Origin of the sequence: Paraburkholderia sp. UYCP14C (assembly GCF_004197395.1) — a bacterium.
Taxonomy (GTDB): Bacteria; Pseudomonadota; Gammaproteobacteria; order Burkholderiales; family Burkholderiaceae; genus Paraburkholderia.
The window spans coordinates 1-17,547 of record NZ_SELS01000015.1 but is presented as its reverse complement, the minus strand read 5'-3'; the positions used below and the strand labels follow the sequence as shown (position 1 = coordinate 17,547).

The 17,547-nt window shown below is 60.0% G+C and carries 12 protein-coding genes and 4 tRNA genes; all 16 read right to left on the bottom strand.

Translation table 11 applies throughout. The features are described from left to right. Positions 1 to 47 precede the first annotated feature (47 nt). Positions 48 to 518: a 30S ribosomal protein S7 gene (gene rpsG / locus EVC45_RS15805; RefSeq protein WP_006053291.1), complete on the bottom strand. Its 471-nt coding sequence runs from the start codon at positions 516 to 518 to the stop codon at positions 48 to 50. 181 nt (positions 519 to 699) lie between these two features. Beyond that, positions 700 to 1,080 carry a 30S ribosomal protein S12 gene (gene rpsL, locus EVC45_RS15800; protein ID WP_006053290.1) on the bottom strand — a complete coding sequence of 127 codons (381 nt, stop codon included), beginning with the start codon at positions 1,078 to 1,080 and terminating at the stop codon, positions 700 to 702. Between the two features lie 220 nt (positions 1,081 to 1,300). Next, positions 1,301 to 3,148 (bottom strand): DNA helicase RecQ, encoded by a 1,848-nt coding sequence (recQ, locus tag EVC45_RS15795; protein WP_129958911.1) that lies wholly within the window; start codon positions 3,146 to 3,148, stop codon positions 1,301 to 1,303. Between the two features lie 227 nt (positions 3,149 to 3,375). Then, entirely contained in the window at positions 3,376 to 7,614 is a 4,239-nt protein-coding gene (gene rpoC / locus EVC45_RS15790; RefSeq protein WP_129958910.1) for a DNA-directed RNA polymerase subunit beta', read from the bottom strand. Between the two features lie 21 nt (positions 7,615 to 7,635). Continuing rightward, complete coding sequence (gene rpoB, locus EVC45_RS15785) at positions 7,636 to 11,742, bottom strand: DNA-directed RNA polymerase subunit beta (RefSeq protein ID WP_129958909.1); 4,107 nt, start codon at positions 11,740 to 11,742, stop codon at positions 7,636 to 7,638. Between the two features lie 369 nt (positions 11,743 to 12,111). Beyond that, the gene (rplL, locus tag EVC45_RS15780) at positions 12,112 to 12,489 is read right to left on the bottom strand and encodes a 50S ribosomal protein L7/L12 (RefSeq protein WP_008922979.1); all 378 of its coding nucleotides are present in this window, start codon (positions 12,487 to 12,489) and stop codon (positions 12,112 to 12,114) included. Between the two features lie 63 nt (positions 12,490 to 12,552). Continuing rightward, the gene (gene rplJ / locus EVC45_RS15775; RefSeq protein ID WP_129958908.1) at positions 12,553 to 13,056 is read right to left on the bottom strand and encodes a 50S ribosomal protein L10; all 504 of its coding nucleotides are present in this window, start codon (positions 13,054 to 13,056) and stop codon (positions 12,553 to 12,555) included. A gap of 303 nt (positions 13,057 to 13,359) precedes the next feature. Continuing rightward, positions 13,360 to 14,058 (bottom strand): 50S ribosomal protein L1, encoded by a 699-nt coding sequence (gene rplA, locus EVC45_RS15770; RefSeq protein WP_129958907.1) that lies wholly within the window; start codon positions 14,056 to 14,058, stop codon positions 13,360 to 13,362. Beyond that, positions 14,059 to 14,490, bottom strand: a complete 432-nt coding sequence (rplK, locus tag EVC45_RS15765) for a 50S ribosomal protein L11 (protein WP_008922976.1) — start codon at positions 14,488 to 14,490, stop codon at positions 14,059 to 14,061. 163 nt (positions 14,491 to 14,653) lie between these two features. After that, a complete protein-coding gene (gene nusG / locus EVC45_RS15760) occupies positions 14,654 to 15,211 on the bottom strand; it encodes a transcription termination/antitermination protein NusG (RefSeq protein WP_129958906.1) in 558 nt (185 codons plus the stop codon). Between the two features lies 1 nt (position 15,212). Continuing rightward, positions 15,213 to 15,593, bottom strand: a complete 381-nt coding sequence (secE, locus tag EVC45_RS15755; protein WP_129958905.1) for a preprotein translocase subunit SecE — start codon at positions 15,591 to 15,593, stop codon at positions 15,213 to 15,215. 35 nt (positions 15,594 to 15,628) lie between these two features. After that, positions 15,629 to 15,704: transfer RNA gene (locus EVC45_RS15750), tRNA-Trp, on the bottom strand. Positions 15,705 to 15,768: 64 nt separating this feature from the next. Continuing rightward, the gene (gene tuf, locus EVC45_RS15745) at positions 15,769 to 16,959 is read right to left on the bottom strand and encodes an elongation factor Tu (protein WP_129958904.1); all 1,191 of its coding nucleotides are present in this window, start codon (positions 16,957 to 16,959) and stop codon (positions 15,769 to 15,771) included. Between the two features lie 62 nt (positions 16,960 to 17,021). After that, positions 17,022 to 17,096 (bottom strand) — tRNA-Thr (locus EVC45_RS15740). A 16-nt stretch (positions 17,097 to 17,112) separates the two neighbouring features. Further along, positions 17,113 to 17,186: transfer RNA gene (locus tag EVC45_RS15735), tRNA-Gly, on the bottom strand. A gap of 40 nt (positions 17,187 to 17,226) precedes the next feature. Further along, positions 17,227 to 17,312: transfer RNA gene (locus tag EVC45_RS15730), tRNA-Tyr, on the bottom strand. Between the last annotated feature and the right edge of the window lie 235 nt (positions 17,313 to 17,547).

The window sequence follows — 17,547 nt, the reverse complement described above, 5'->3', positions numbered from 1 at the left end:
GCCCGGAATTTCTTTCCGTTTTTCCGCTAAACCCGAGGCCGGGAAGCTTAGAAACGGAAGTGCGAGAACGCCTTGTTGGCTTCTGCCATCCGGTGAACTTCGTCGCGCTTCTTCATCGCGCCGCCACGACCTTCGGCCGCTTCGGAGAGTTCACCTGCCAGACGCAGGGCCATCGACTTCTCGCTACGCTTCTTCGCGGCTTCACGCAGCCAACGCATCGCCAATGCCATACGACGCGACGGGCGCACTTCGACCGGAACCTGATAGTTCGCACCACCAACGCGGCGGCTCTTAACTTCGACCACCGGCTTGACGTTGTTGAGCGCCACCGTGAACACTTCCAGCGGGTCCTTGCCACCCTTGGTCTGGATCTGTTCGAAAGCGCCGTACACGATACGCTCGGCAACCGACTTCTTGCCGGAGAGCATCAGCACGTTCATGAATTTTGCTACATCAACGTTGCCGAACTTCGGATCCGGCAACACTTCCCGCTTGGGGACTTCGCGACGACGCGGCATGTTTCTTCCTTTACCTTTTCAGTTGGAGCTGTTTGCAGCCCCGCGGCCACCAACTAACCCGATTCATCCGTAAGACTAACCAGCCTGGTCGGGTGACCACTTACTCGATAGCACCGGCAATTCCGGCACCATCGCTATTACCGCCTTTGCAGGCGACCTGAAACTACGCTTGACCGGCTAATTACTTGCCAGCCTTGGCACGCTTCGCACCGTACTTCGAGCGAGCCTGCTTACGATCCTTGACGCCCTGGGTATCCAGCGAGCCGCGAACCATGTGGTAACGCACACCCGGCAAGTCCTTCACACGGCCGCCGCGAATCAGCACCACCGAGTGTTCCTGCAGGTTGTGGCCTTCACCACCGATGTACGAAATGACTTCGAAGCCGTTCGTCAGACGAACCTTGGCGACCTTACGGAGTGCCGAGTTCGGCTTCTTCGGCGTCGTGGTGTACACACGGGTGCACACGCCGCGACGCTGGGGGCAGTCCTGCAAAGCCGGGCTCTTGCTCTTCGTCGTTTCCGACGTGCGGCCTTTGCGAACCAGTTGATTGATGGTTGGCATTGTTTATTCCTGAAATTGAACAAAATCGACGCATCTGTTTCCGGGCAAAGCGAAAACGCCTGCGCATCGAACTTCCGGCCGGCTTACTCGCGCACGAACTGAAGTCGCGCGCAAGCATTCCAAGAACCGGAACCTAGCATAATATTCCGAAAATACTAAGGGAGTCAACAGGTTGCGATGTTTCGCACCCCTGTCGATCCCGCAAAACAGCCAGATGACGTCAGTCTGCCGCCACGACATTCAGCAATTCGTAGCCGAAACGGTCCAGTTTACGCGCTCCCATGCCCGGAATACTGCGCAGATCGTCGATAGAACCGGGCCCGAGACGGGCGATTTCCGCGAGCGTCGCGTCATGGAAAATCACGTAAGCCGGTACACCGTCGCTCTTCGCGGTTTCGGTGCGCCACATGCGCAGACGCTCCCAGCGGGCGCGTTCTCGCGGACCCATGCCGATCGTCGGATCTGCGCGCTCGCTCGTACGCCCCGACGATTGGCGCGTGCGGGTCGGCTTGACATAGCGGCGCATCGTCACTTTCTGCTCGCCCTTGAGCACCGGCTTGCTCGCCTCCGTCAGCACGAGCGAGCCGAAGCCTTCGTGATCGACCGTGAGGTAGCCGAATGCGACGAGTTGGCGGAACACCGCACGCCACTCCGGCTCACCGAGTGCCGCGCCGATACCGAACGTAGTCAGCTTCTCGTGGCCGCGCTGCATGATTTTCTCGCTGCGGTTGCCGCGCAAAATATCGATCAGGTGTCCGGCGCCGAAATGAAAGCCGCTCGCCCGCTGCGCGCGAAACACGCACGACAGCGCCATTTGAGCCTCGCGCGTCGCATCCCAGGTCGGCGGCGGCTCGAGGCAGTTGTCGCAGTTGCCGCACGGCTGGCTCGTTTCGCCGAAGTACGCGAGCAGGCGCACCCGCCGGCATGTCGCCGTCTCGCACAAACCGAGCAGAGCGTCGAGCTTGCCGGTCTGGACCCGCTTGTGCGCGTCGTCGGCCTCCGATTCGTCGATCATCTTGCGCTGCTGCACGACATCGCCGAGCCCGTACGCCATCCATGCGTTCGACGGCAGCCCGTCCCGGCCCGCGCGGCCGGTCTCCTGGTAGTATCCTTCGACGCTCTTCGGCAAATCCAGATGCGCGACGAACCGCACGTCGGGTTTGTCGATGCCCATGCCGAACGCGATCGTCGCGCACATCACCACGCCCTCCTCGCGCTGGAACATCTCCTGATGCTTCTGGCGCACCTCGAACTCCATGCCGGCGTGGTAGGGCAGCGCTCGCATGCCCTTTTCCTTCAGCCACTCCGCGGTTTCTTCGACCTTGCGGCGGGACAGGCAATAGACGACGCCCGCGTCGGTCGTCCCGTCGGGTTTCGTATGCTCGGCACGGATGAAGTCGAGCAGCTGCGTGCGCGCATTGTCCTTTTCGGCGATGCGATAGCGGATGTTCGGCCGGTCGAAACTCGACACGAACACGCGCGCATCCTCGAGCGCGAGACGGTGGATGATTTCGTCGCGCGTGATCGCGTCGGCGGTGGCCGTCAGCGCGATGCGCGGCACATTCGGAAAGCGCTCGTGCAGCACCGACAGCTGAATATATTCAGGCCGGAAATCGTGCCCCCATTGCGACACGCAATGCGCTTCGTCGATCGCGAAAAGGCCGATGCGCGTGCGCTCGAGCAGTTCCTGGAAGCGCGGTGTCATCAGCCGTTCCGGCGCGACGTAGAGCAGATCGATGTCGCCGTCGCGCAGCGCGCGCTCGGTGGCAATCGCCTCGGCGCTCGAGAGCGTCGAGTTCAGGTACGCGGCGCGCACGCCCACTTCGGTCAGCGCAGCCACCTGATCCTGCATTAGCGCGATCAGTGGCGACACCACGATGCCCGCACCGAAGCCACGTTCGCGCCGCACTAGCGACGGAATCTGATAGCACAGCGATTTGCCGCCACCCGTCGGCATCAGCACGAGGCAATCACCACCGTCGGCGACGTGCTCGACAATTTCGCCCTGCTGCCCTCTGAACGCGGGATAACCAAAGACTTCGTTGAGGATTTCGAGCGGACGGGACATGTATTTGACAGAGACGGCGAAGGGAACGGCGCGCAGGCGATGAGACGAATTTTACCAACGCATTCGGGTCGCGCTCGCGCTTTGCGACGACGTTAGCCATCGAGCCTAGGACTGCGCCGGTGCACGGCGCCGAAGCTCGCGTAAAAATAGAGCATAAAAAAAGCCGCTCAGTCGAAACTGAGCGGCTTTCGTGGCTCGTGAGGTTAGGCGGCTTACGCCGCCCGCACTTACTCCCCCGAGTGCTGCTGTTCGGCGGCCGGGGCTTCCGGCGTACCGAATTCGAACGACTCTTCCGCTGCGATCTGATCGAAACGCTCGCGGTCGGCCAGTTCCTTGCTCTTGCGCGCCTTGTGGAACGCGAGACCCGTACCGGCCGGGATCAGACGGCCGACGATCACGTTTTCCTTCAGGCCACGCAGGTCGTCGCGCTTGCCCATGATCGCCGCTTCGGTCAGCACGCGAGTCGTTTCCTGGAACGACGCCGCGGAGATGAACGAATCGGTCGACAGCGACGCCTTCGTGATACCGAGCAGCACGTTTTCGTACGTTGCCGGACGCTTGTCTTCCGCGATCATACGGTCGTTCTCGTCGAGCATGTCCGACCGCTCGACCTGTTCGCCCGGGATGAAACGCGTATCGCCGTTGTCCGAAATCTGCACGCGGCGGAGCATCTGACGCACGATCACTTCGATGTGCTTGTCGTTGATCTTCACGCCCTGCAGACGGTACACGTCCTGCACTTCGTCCACGATGTAACGCGACAGCGCCTCGACGCCCTGCAGACGCAGGATGTCGTGCGGATCCGCCGGCCCGTCGACGATCATTTCACCCTTGTTGACGACCTGACCATCGTGCACCAGAACCTGCTTTTCCTTCGCGATCAGGAACTCGTGCTGATTGCCCTCGAGGTCCGTGATAACGAGACGCTGCTTGCCCTTCGTGTCCTTACCGAACGACGTCGTACCCGTGACTTCCGCCAGGATACCCGCGTCCTTCGGCGAACGTGCTTCGAACAGTTCCGCCACACGCGGCAGACCGCCGGTAATGTCACGCGTCTTCTGCGATTCGGTCGGAATACGTGCGAGCACTTCGCCGACCTGCACCTGCTGACCGTCCTTCACGGTGATCAGCGCGCCGACCTGGAAGCCGATCTGCACCGAGTGCTCGGTGTTCGGGATCTTGACTTCCTCGCCGTTCGCATCGAGCAGCTTGACCTGCGGACGCACCGTCTTCGAAGCCTGCGAACCACGACGCTTCACGTCGATCACGACGAGCGTGGACAGACCCGTCACGTCGTCGATCTGCTTCGCGACCGTCACGCCTTCCTCGACGTTCTCGAACTTCACCGTACCACCGTACTCGGTGATGATCGGACGCGTCATCGGATCCCACGTAGCCAGTTGCGAGCCGGCCTTGATCTGCGCACCGTCGAGCTGCAGCAACGTGGCGCCGTACGGCACCTTGTGACGCTCGCGCTCGCGGCCGTGATCGTCGGTGATCATCGCTTCGCCCGAACGCGAGATGACGATCTGCTCGCCCTTCGCATTCGTGACGTAACGCATCGTCGACGTGAAACGCACCGTACCGTTCGACTTCGCTTCGACCGACGATGCCACCGCCGCACGCGACGCCGCACCACCGATGTGGAACGTACGCATCGTCAGCTGCGTGCCCGGTTCGCCGATCGACTGCGCCGCGATCACGCCGACCGCTTCGCCGACGTTCACGAGCGAGCCGCGGCCGAGGTCGCGACCATAACAGGCCGCGCACAGACCGTAGCGCGTTTCGCAGGTGAGCGGCGTGCGCACGCGCACTTCGTCGATGCCGAGGCGTTCGATGTCTTCGACCGCGTCTTCGTCGAGCAGCGTGCCCGATTCGAACAGCGTTTCCTGCGATTCCGGGTTGACGATGTCAGCCACGGCCACGCGACCGAGAATTCGGTCACGCAGTGCTTCGACCACTTCACCGCCTTCCACGAGCGCCTTCATCGCCACGCCGTTCGACGTGCCGCAATCGTCCTCGACGACGACCAGATCCTGCGTCACGTCGACCAGACGACGCGTCAGGTAACCCGAGTTCGCGGTCTTCAGTGCCGTATCAGCCAGACCCTTACGTGCGCCGTGGGTCGAGATGAAGTACTGCAACACGTTCAGGCCTTCGCGGAAGTTCGCCGTAATCGGCGTCTCGATGATCGAGCCGTCCGGCTTCGCCATCAGGCCGCGCATACCGGCCAGCTGACGGATCTGAACCGCGGAACCACGAGCACCCGAGTCCGCCATCATGTAGATGGAGTTGAACGACTCCTGACGCGTTTCCTTGCCGTCGCGGTCCGTGACCGGTTCCGTCGACAGCTGTTCCATCATCGCCTTGCCGACCGCTTCCGACGTCGCCGACCAGATGTCGACCACGTTGTTGTAGCGTTCCTGCGCGGTGACGAGACCCGACATGTACTGACGGTCGTATTCCTTCACCTTCTTCGCGGCATCGCCAACGATGGTTTCCTTCTGCGGCGGTACGAGCATGTCGTCGACGCAGATCGAAATACCGGCGCGCGTTGCCAGACGGAAGCCCGACTGCATCAGCTGGTCAGCGAAAATCACCGTCTCACGCAGACCGCACTTGCGGAACGCGGTGTTGATCAGACGCGAGATTTCCTTCTTCTTCAGCGGCTTGTTCAGCACCGAGAACGGCAGGCCCGGCGGCAGGATTTCCGACAGGATCGACCGGCCAACCGTGGTTGCGTACAGCGTGATCTTCGGCACGAACGCCGGCGCGCCTTCCGACTTGTCTTCGTTGTGGACCATTTCGGTGATCCGCACGTTGACTCGCGAGGCCAGCTCGACTTCCTTGTTTTCGTACGCGCGCAGCACTTCCGAGACGCCCGTGAACGTCAGGCCTTCGCCCTTGCCGTTCACCGCTTCGCGCGTCGCGTAGTACAGGCCGAGCACGATATCCTGCGACGGCACGATCGACGGATCGCCGTTGGCCGGGAACAGCACGTTGTTCGACGCAAGCATCAGCGTGCGCGCTTCCATCTGCGCTTCGAGCGACAGCGGCACGTGAACGGCCATCTGGTCACCGTCGAAGTCAGCGTTGAACGCCGCGCAAACGAGCGGATGCAGCTGGATTGCCTTACCTTCGATCAGCACCGGCTCGAAAGCCTGAATGCCGAGGCGGTGCAGCGTCGGCGCACGGTTCAGCATGACCGGATGTTCGCGGATCACCTCTTCGAGGATGTCCCATACGACCGGCGTCTGGTTCTCGACTTCCTTCTTCGCAGCCTTGATGGTGGTAGCGACACCCATCACTTCGAGCTTGTTGAAGATGAACGGCTTGAACAGTTCGAGCGCCATCAGCTTCGGCAGACCGCACTGATGCAGCTTCAGCGTCGGGCCGACCACGATCACCGAACGGCCCGAATAGTCGACACGCTTACCGAGCAGGTTCTGACGGAAACGACCGCCCTTACCCTTGATCATGTCGGCGAGCGACTTCAGCGGACGCTTGTTCGCGCCGGTCATCGCCTTGCCGCGACGGCCGTTGTCGAGCAGCGAGTCGACGGCTTCCTGCAGCATCCGCTTTTCGTTGCGGACGATGATTTCAGGCGCCTTCAGCTCGAGCAGACGCTTCAACCGGTTGTTACGGTTGATCACGCGGCGATACAGGTCGTTCAGGTCCGACGTCGCGAAACGGCCGCCGTCGAGCGGCACCAACGGACGCAATTCCGGCGGCAGCACCGGCAGCACTTCGAGGACCATCCAGTCCGGCTTGATGCCCGAACGCTGGAACGCCTCGAGCACCTTCAGGCGCTTCGCGTACTTCTTGATCTTCGCTTCCGAGCCGGTGTTCTTGAGCTCCGTGCGCAGCAGTTCGACCTGTTCGTCGATGTTGATCGCGCGCAGCAGTTCGCGAATGCCTTCCGCGCCCATTTCGGCACGGAATTCGTCGCCGTATTCTTCGACCTTGTTGTAGTAATCCTCTTCGGTCATGATCTGCCGCGCTTTGAGCGGCGTCATGCCCGGATCGATCACCACGTATGCTTCGAAGTACAGCACGCGCTCGATGTCGCGCAGCGTCATGTCGAGCACCATGCCCAGGCGCGACGGCAGCGACTTCAGGAACCAGATGTGCGCGACCGGCGAGGCCAGCTCAATGTGGCCCATCCGCTCACGACGCACCTTCGCGAGCGTCACTTCGACACCGCACTTCTCGCAGATCACGCCACGGTGCTTCAGGCGCTTGTACTTACCGCAAAGGCATTCGTAGTCCTTGATCGGACCGAAGATCTTCGCGCAGAACAGACCATCGCGCTCCGGCTTGAACGTGCGGTAGTTGATGGTTTCCGGCTTCTTGACTTCACCGAACGACCACGAACGGATCTTGTCCGGCGAGGCCAGACCGATCTTGATCGCGTCAAAAACTTCAGGTTGTTGGACTTGCTTGAATAGATCGAGCAAAGCTTTCATCGCTTCTCTCCAGTAGTCCGATTAGTTCCGGTCCAGGTCGATGTCGATACCCAGCGACCGGATTTCCTTCACCAACACGTTGAACGACTCAGGCATGCCGGCATCGATCACGTGATCGCCCTTGACCAGGTTCTCGTAAACCTTGGTCCGGCCCGTCACGTCGTCCGACTTCACCGTCAGCATTTCCTGCAGCACGTACGATGCGCCGTACGCTTCGAGCGCCCACACTTCCATTTCACCGAAACGCTGGCCACCGAACTGCGCCTTACCGCCCAACGGCTGCTGCGTTACGAGCGAGTACGGGCCCGTGGAACGCGCGTGCATCTTGTCGTCGACCAGGTGGTGCAGCTTCAGGTAGTGCATGTAGCCGACCGTCACCGTACGTTCGAACATCTCGCCCGTACGGCCGTCGTACAGACGCACCTGGTTCTTCGACGGCGTCATGCCGAGGTTTTCAGCGATGTCGTCCGGGAATGCCAGATCCAGCGCGCGCGACATTTCTTCTTCCGTCGCACCATCGAACACCGGCGTTGCGAACGGCACGCCTTCGCGCAGGTTCTTCGCCAGCTCGAGGATTTCGTCGTCGCTGAAAGTGTCCAGCTCTTCGGCGCGGCCCGATTCGTTGTAGATCTTGATCAGGAATTCGCGCAGTTCAGCGATCTTCGCCTGACGTTGCAGCATTTCGCCGATACGCCAGCCGAGACCCTTCGCGGCCCAACCCAGATGCACTTCGAGAACCTGACCCACGTTCATCCGCGACGGCACGCCGAGCGGGTTCAGAACGACGTCAGCCGGACGGCCGTCGGCCATGTACGGCATGTCTTCGATCGGCACGATCTTCGACACGACACCCTTGTTACCGTGACGGCCGGCCATCTTGTCACCAGGCTGCAGACGGCGCTTCACCGCCAGATACACCTTGACCATCTTCAGCACGCCCGGCGGCAGTTCGTCGCCTTGGGTGAGCTTCTTGCGCTTCTCTTCGAACGCGAGGTCGAACTGGTGGCGCTTCTCTTCGATCGAGTTCTTGATCGCTTCGAGCTGGGCCGCTGCTTCTTCATCCGCGAGGCGAATGTCGAACCAGTGATAGTGGTCGAGATCGCTCAGGTACGCCTGTTCGATCTTCGTGCCCTTCGCGAGCTTCTTCGGACCGCCGTTCGCGACCTTGCCTTCGAGCATACGCGCGAGACGCTGGAACGCATCGCCTTCCACGATGCGCAGCTGGTCGTTCAGGTCGAGGCGATAGCGCTTCAGTTCATCGTCGATGATCTGTTGCGCGCGCTTGTCGCGCTGGATGCCTTCACGCGTGAACACCTGCACGTCGATCACGGTACCGCTCATGCCCGACGGCACGCGCAGCGACGTGTCCTTCACGTCAGAAGCCTTCTCGCCGAAGATCGCGCGCAGCAGCTTTTCTTCCGGCGTCAGCTGGGTTTCGCCCTTCGGCGTGACCTTGCCGACCAACACGTCGCCCGCTTCGACTTCCGCGCCGATGTACACGATGCCGGACTCGTCGAGACGGCCAAGCTGCACTTCCGCGAGGTTCGAGATGTCGCGCGTGATTTCTTCCGGTCCGAGCTTCGTGTCGCGTGCAACGACGTTCAGTTCTTCGATGTGGATCGACGTGTAACGGTCGTCCGCAACCACCTTCTCCGAGATCAGGATCGAGTCTTCGAAGTTGTAGCCGTTCCACGGCATGAACGCGATCAGCATGTTCTGGCCGAGCGCGAGCTCACCCAGATCGGTCGATGCGCCGTCAGCCAGCACGTCGCCGCGCGCAACCTTGTCGCCCATCTTCACGATCGGACGCTGGTTGATGTTCGTGTTCTGGTTCGAACGCGTGTACTTGATCAGGTTGTAGATGTCGACACCAACTTCACCCGCGACCGCTTCGTCGTCGTTCACGCGAATCACGATACGGCCTGCATCGACATAGTCGACCACACCGCCACGCAGTGCCTGAACCGTCGTGCCCGAGTCGACCGCCACGGTGCGCTCGATGCCCGTACCGACGACCGGCTTTTCCGGACGCAGACACGGCACAGCCTGACGCTGCATGTTCGAGCCCATCAATGCGCGGTTCGCGTCGTCGTGCTCGAGGAACGGAATCAGCGAAGCTGCGACCGACACGATCTGCGACGGCGCCACGTCCATGTACTGGATGCGGTCCGGCGTAACCATCAGCGTTTCGCCCGCTTCACGCGACGACACGAGTTCGTCGGTCAGCGTGCCGTCGTCGGCCACCGCGGCGTTCGCCTGAGCGATCACGTAACGGCCTTCTTCGATCGCCGACAGGTAGTCGATCTGGTCGGTCACCTTGCCGTCCGCCACCTTGCGATACGGCGTTTCGAGGAAGCCGTATTCGTTCAGGTGCGCGTACAGAGCGAGCGAGTTGATCAGACCGATGTTCGGACCTTCCGGCGTTTCAATCGGGCACACACGGCCGTAGTGGGTCGGGTGCACGTCGCGAACTTCGAAGCCTGCACGCTCGCGCGTCAGACCGCCCGGGCCCAGTGCGGAAACACGACGCTTGTGCGTGATTTCCGACAGCGGGTTGGTCTGGTCCATGAACTGCGACAGCTGCGACGAACCGAAGAACTCGCGGATCGCCGACGAGATCGGCTTCGAGTTGATCAGGTCGTGCGGCATCAGGTTTTCGCTTTCGGCCTGGCCGAGGCGTTCCTTCACAGCGCGTTCAACACGCACGAGGCCCGCGCGGAACTGATTCTCCGCGAGTTCGCCGACGCAACGCACACGACGGTTGCCGAGGTGGTCGATGTCGTCCACTTCGCCCTTGCCGTTGCGCAGCTCGACCAGGATCTTGATCGTCGCGAGGATGTCGTCGTCCTGCAGCGTCATCGGGCCGATGATTTCGTCACGACCGACGCGGCGGTTGAACTTCATACGACCCACCTTCGACAGGTCGTACGCTTCTTCGCTGTAGAACAGGCGGTTGAACAGAGCCTCGACCGCTTCTTCGGTCGGCGGCTCGCCAGGACGCATCATGCGGTAGATCGCGATACGCGCGGCCATCTTGTCCGCCGTTTCGTCGATCCGCAGCGTCGACGAGATATACGGCCCCTGGTCCAGATCGTTCGTGTAGAGCGTCTGGATGTCCTTGATCTTCGCTTCGCGCAGCTTCTCGAGCACGGATTCGGTGATTTCGTCGTTCGCGTTCGCGATGACTTCACCCGTATCGCCGTCGATCACGTTCTTCGCGAGCACACGGCCGAGCAGATAGTCTTCCGGCACCGAGATGAACTTGGTCTTCGCGTTATCGAGGTCGCGAATGTGCTTGGCGTTGATCCGCTTGTCCTTCTGGACGATCACGTTGCCGTCGCGGTCCGTGATATCGAAGCGCGCAACTTCACCACGCAGACGCTCCGGCACGAATTCCATCTGCGCGCCTTCCGGCATCAGCGTGAAATTGTCGAACACAAAGAAGTTTGCGAGGATCTGCTCCGGCGTCAGGCCGATTGCCTTCAGCAGGATCGTAACCGGCATCTTACGGCGACGGTCGACGCGGAAGTACAGCACGTCCTTCGGGTCGAACTCGAAGTCGAGCCACGAGCCACGGTAAGGAATGATACGTGCCGAAAACAGCAGCTTGCCCGAGCTGTGCGTCTTGCCCTTGTCGTGTTCGAAGAACACACCCGGCGAACGGTGTAGCTGCGAAACGATCACACGTTCCGTGCCGTTGATAACGAACGAACCGGTCGGCGTCATGAGCGGAATTTCGCCCATGTACACTTCCTGCTCCTTCACTTCCTTCACGACAGGCTTGCTCGGCGATTCCTTGTCGAGCAACACCAGACGGACCTTGGCGCGCAGCGCCGAGCAGTACGTCAGACCGCGCTGTTGGCATTCCTTGATGTTGAATGCCGGCGGCGACAGCATGTAGCTGACGAACTCGAGACGCGCGAATCCGTTGTGCGAAACGATAGGGAAAACAGAAGTAAACGCTGCCTGCAGGCCTTCCGGCTTGCGTTGCGTAGACGACGTATCTGCTTGCAGAAACGTGCTGAATGATTCAAGCTGGGTAGCCAGCAGGAAAGGTACTTGGTGAACGATGGGGCGCTTCGCAAAACTCTTGCGAATACGCTTCTTCTCGGTGAAGGAATATTGCATACGATCTCCGAATCACGGCGGGCATAGTTGTCGAGGCAGGATACCTTGATGAGACAACCCGAGTGTTCACCGACTGAGACCCGATGGCCGTCCGATGGCTTGAACGAGCCTAGAAGCTTGGTGGTTGGCCGCTACCAACCGCTGGCTGACGGCAGCGGATGCCTGTGTTGCCCGCTACCCGACCAAACTTGCCTTCTGCAGTCGCTTCAGAAGACAAAGAGAAACGCCGGTCAATATTACCGAAGGCATTTTTCTTTGGCTTCTCGGAATCACATTCCTGCCGGCATACACCCGCAAAAATGCGTACTCCACAAAGCACAAAAAGGCCGGCGGTGAAAAACCGCCAGCCTTCGCACAGCGCGTTGAAGCTTACTTGATTTCAGCCTTCGCGCCGGCTTCTTCCAGCTTCTTCTTGGCTTCTTCAGCAGCAGCCTTGGGCACAGCTTCCTTAACGGGCTTCGGTGCACCGTCGACCAGATCCTTCGCTTCCTTCAGGCCGAGACCCGTCAGTTCGCGAACAGCCTTAATGACGGAAACCTTGTTTGCGCCGACTTCAGCCAGGATGACCGTGAATTCGGTCTGCTCTTCAGCAGCAGCAGCGCCGCCGCCTGCACCTGCCGGGCCTGCCACTGCAACAGCAGCTGCCGACACACCAAACTTTTCTTCGAACGCCTTAACCAGCTCGTTCAGTTCCAGAACCGACATCGAGCCTACGGCTTCGAGGATGTCTTCTTTTGCGATTGCCATTTGAAATACTCCTAAATTGAATTCGGATACAGCCAGCGATCAATCACGCTCGACTGAAGTGCATTACGCAGCGGTTTCTTCGCCTTGTTTCTTTTCTGCCAGCGCGGCCAGAGCGCGCGCGAAGCCAGAAACAGGTGCCTGCATAACGTACAACAGCTTGGAGAGCAGTTCTTCGCGGCTCGGGATGGTCGCCAGCGCTTGCACGCCAGCCTTGTCCATCACCTTGCCTTCGTAGGAACCAGCCTTGATGACCAACTTGTCATTGCTCTTGCTGAAGTCATTAACGACCTTAGCAGCAGCAATTGCATCTTCCGAGATGCCGTAGATCAGGGGGCCAGTCATCTGCTCTGCCAGCGGAGCAAACGGGGTACCTTCGACGGCGCGACGCGCCAAGGTGTTCTTCAACACACGAAGGTAAACCTGTTGCTCACGCGCTTTCGCGCGCAGCTTGGTCAGATCGCCAACCGCGATTCCACGATACTCAGCCAGAACCACGGTCTGAGCTTTCGCGACTTGCGCGGCAACCTCAGCGACGACGGCCTGCTTGCTTTCTTTGTTGAGTGGCACGGTTAACCTCCAGATTCGATACACGCAGCGTGCGCCTTGTGCACCGCGTTCAATAACGGCGTCCGACCAGTCAGGAGTATTTCGACCATCAAAAATCCATATCGCTACGGAGTTCCAACGGCTTCATCACTACAAAACCTTTTCGGGTTCGCCATCTGCGTTGGCTTTACATTAAGGACCCGCCTGCCTGCTGCGTGCCCACCAACGGTCTTTGACAACCGGTCGCGCGATGCAGACTGCCACCTCGCAACCGCCCAAAGCCCTTAAAAGCCGCTCCGACTCGCGCCGGCGCGGCCAAATTCATTACTGTGCAGCGATCGACGTCTGGTCGACGCGAACGCCAACACCCATCGTGCTCGACAGAGCCACTTTGCGCAGATACACGCCCTTGCTCGTTGCCGGCTTCGCCTTCTGCAGCGCTTCGATCAGCGCGTTCAGGTTGGTGCGTAGCGCTGCCGGTTCGAACGAAGCGCGGCCGATCGTTGCGTGGATGATACCCGCCTTGTCGACACGGAATTGCACCTGGCCCGCCTTGGCATTCTTGACCGCGGTCGCGACGTCCGGCGTGACCGTACCAACCTTCGGGTTCGGCATCAAGCCGCGCGGGCCGAGGATCTGACCGAGCGTACCGACGACACGCATCGTGTCCGGCGAAGCGATCACGATGTCGAAGTTCAGGTTGCCTGCCTTGACCTGTTCGGCCAGGTCTTCCATACCGACAACTTCGGCGCCAGCCGCGCGAGCCTGCTCAGCCTTTTCGCCCTGTGCGAACACAGCGACGCGGACCGATTTACCGGTACCGGCCGGGAGCACGACAGAGCCGCGAACCACTTGATCCGATTTCTTTGCGTCGATGCCGAGTTGCACGGCGACGTCGATCGATTCGTCGAACTTCGCGCTTGCGCACTCCTTCACGAGCGACAGAGCGTCTTCGATCGGATACAGTTTCTGACGATCAACTTTTGCTGCAAATGCTTGCAGACGCTTCGAAAGCTTAGCCATTTACACGCCCTCCACGGTGATGCCCATCGAGCGGGCGCTACCAGCGATCGTACGAACCGCTGCATCCAGATCAGCAGCCGTCAGATCGGGCATCTTGGTCTTGGCGATATCTTCAGCTTGAGCGCGGGTGATCTTGCCGACCTTGTCGGTATGCGGCTTGCTCGAACCCTTGTCGAGCTTCGCTGCCTTCTTGATCAGAACCGTTGCCGGCGGCGTCTTCAGAACGAACGTAAAGCTTTTGTCCGCGAATGCCGTGATCACAACAGGAATCGGCAGACCCGGTTCCATTGCTTGAGTCTGCGCGTTGAACGCCTTGCAGAACTCCATGATGTTCAGGCCGCGTTGGCCCAGTGCCGGACCGACCGGCGGCGACGGGTTGGCTTTACCTGCAGGAATCTGCAGCTTGATAAAGCCGATGATTTTCTTTGCCATTTCGAGAACCTCTTTGGAACGCCGGCTTACTTCCGGACGTTCAGTGAGTAGTAGCGCGTGTTCGCCGGCACAGCTGGCTAGTTACGCTCCTCAACGGCCATTGATGCGGACCGTAAGCGCGAAATACGGAACGCACCCAGCGGTGCGTTCCGTAAACTCTGGTTTACAACTTTTCGACCTGACCGAATTCCAACTCGACCGGCGTTGCGCGGCCGAAGATCGTAACGGAAACACGGACTCGCGACTTTTCGTAGTTCACTTCTTCGACGCTGCCGTTGAAATCTGTGAACGGGCCTTCCTTCACCCGCACCATCTCGCCTACCTCGAACAGGGTCTTTGGACGCGGCTTCTCCACGCCCTCCTGCATCTGCGACATGATTTTTTCAACTTCCCGCGGGGAAATCGGGCTCGGCCGATTACGCGCCCCGCCGACAAAACCGGTGACCTTCGCCGTGTTCTTGACGAGATGCCATGTTTCGTCTGTCATTTCCATTTCGACTAACACGTAGCCGGGAAAGAAACGACGTTCAGTCACTGATTTGTGACCGCCCTTCACCTCGACAACTTCTTCTGTCGGAACGAGGATCTGGCCAAACTGATCCTGCATGCCGGCCCGCTCGATGCGCTCTTGAAGCGCTCGCTGCACGCTCTTCTCCATACCGGAATAAGCGTGCACTACGTACCAACGTTTGCCACTCGGGGATGCCGGAGAATCACTCATATCATTTCCAACCCAGAATCGCCGAGAAAATCGCCCATTCGATGGATTTATCGCAAACCCAGAGGAAGATGGCCATCACGACTACGAAGCCGAACACCACGAGTGTTGTTTGTGTCGCCTCTTTGCGAGTCGGCCAAACAACCTTACGGACTTCTTTGTACGAGTCTTTGGCGAAAGCGATGAAACCCTTGCCAGGCGCTGAGAGAAGACCGACTGCGACACCCGCGATCGCACCAACAGCCAAGGCGGCTCCGCGGATGTACCATTCCTGGCCGTTGAGCCAGAAGAACCCCACGAACCCGGCCAAGACCAGCAACACACCTGCGATCAACATCAACTTATCGCCGGATGTATTTACAGTTTCGACGGAAGGATTCGCCATAACACCTTAACGAAGCGCCACTACGGCGCGATAGTTGGCAGGGGCAGAGGGAATCGAACCCCCAACCTTCGGTTTTGGAGACCGACGCTCTGCCAGTTGAGCTATACCCCTAAACCATTTGGGGTTGACGCAACCGCCAACCCCGATACAACCGATTATCGAGAACTTTCTGGCGTTACTCGATGATCTTGGCGACGACACCAGCGCCGACCGTACGGCCGCCTTCGCGAATTGCGAAACGCAGGCCTTCTTCCATTGCGATCGGGTTGATCAGCTTCACCGTGATCGACACGTTGTCGCCCGGCATCACCATTTCCTTGTCCTTCGGCAGCTCGATCGAGCCCGTCACGTCCGTCGTACGGAAGTAGAACTGCGGACGGTAGTTGTTGAAGAACGGCGTGTGACGGCCGCCTTCGTCCTTGCTCAGCACGTACACTTCAGCCGTGAAGTGCGTGTGCGGGTTGATCGAACCCGGCTTGGCCAGCACCTGACCACGCTCCACGTCTTCACGCTTCGTGCCGCGCAGCAGGATACCAACGTTGTCGCCTGCCTGACCCTGGTCGAGCAGCTTGCGGAACATTTCCACGCCCGTGCAGGTCGTCTTGGCCGTCGCGCGGATACCGACGATCTCGATTTCCTCACCGACCTTGATCACGCCACGCTCGACGCGGCCCGTCACCACCGTGCCGCGACCCGAGATCGAGAACACGTCTTCCACCGGCATCAGGAACGCGCCGTCAACCGCGCGCTCCGGCGTCGGGATGTACGTGTCCAGCGCGTCGGCCAGGTTCATGATCGCCACTTCGCCCAGTTCGCCCTTGTCGCCTTCCAGCGCCAGCTTGGCCGAACCCTTGATGATCGGCGTGTCGTCGCCCGGGAAGTCGTACTTCGACAGAAGTTCGCGAACTTCCATCTCGACGAGCTCCAGCAGCTCGGCGTCGTCCACCATGTCGCACTTGTTCAGGAACACGATGATGTACGGAACGCCAACCTGACGCGCCAGCAGGATGTGCTCACGCGTTTGCGGCATCGGGCCGTCAGCTGCCGAGCACACCAGGATTGCGCCGTCCATCTGTGCCGCGCCCGTGATCATGTTCTTCACGTAGTCAGCGTGGCCCGGGCAGTCGACGTGTGCGTAGTGGCGGTTAGCCGTTTCGTACTCGACGTGCGCGGTGTTGATGGTAATGCCGCGCGCCTTCTCTTCCGGCGCTGCGTCGATCTGGTCGTATGCCTTCGCTTCGCCGCCGAACTTCTGCGTCAGAACCGTCGTGATCGCTGCCGTCAGCGTGGTCTTGCCGTGGTCAACGTGACCGATCGTGCCCACGTTCACGTGCGGCTTGGTCCGCTCAAACTTACCCTTGGCCATTTTCGACTCCTAAGAGGATTTTCCGTACGTTGCGCCGGGCGCAAACAATCACCGAGTACTTCTGGTGCCCATGGGCAGGATCGAACTGCCGACCTCTCCCTTACCAAGGGAGTGCTCTACCACTGAGCCACATGGGCGCTACTTCTATGTTGCTGGAGCGGGTGAAGGGAATCGAACCCTCGTCGTAAGCTTGGAAGGCTTCTGCTCTACCATTGAGCTACACCCGCAAGGATCATGGATTCCCAACAACTGCTACAGCTTGCATTCTGGTGGAGGAGGTTGGATTCGAACCAACGTAGGCGTAAGCCAACAGATTTACAGTCTGCCCCCTTTAGCCACTCGGGCACCCCTCCGCAGAGAACTGACGATTATGGGGGAACAACATCTTTATGTCAAGGCCTGCTTGACCGTTCCGAACCCAACGTTCTCACTTATATGGTGATTGACTATCAGGCTTCCGCAAACGCAAAAACCCCACCGCTGGGGGTGGGGTTTCTGGCTTTGGAGGAGCCTGACGATTACCTACTTTCACACGGGCAATCCGCACTATCATCGGCGTGGAGTCGTTTCACGGTCCTGTTCGGGATG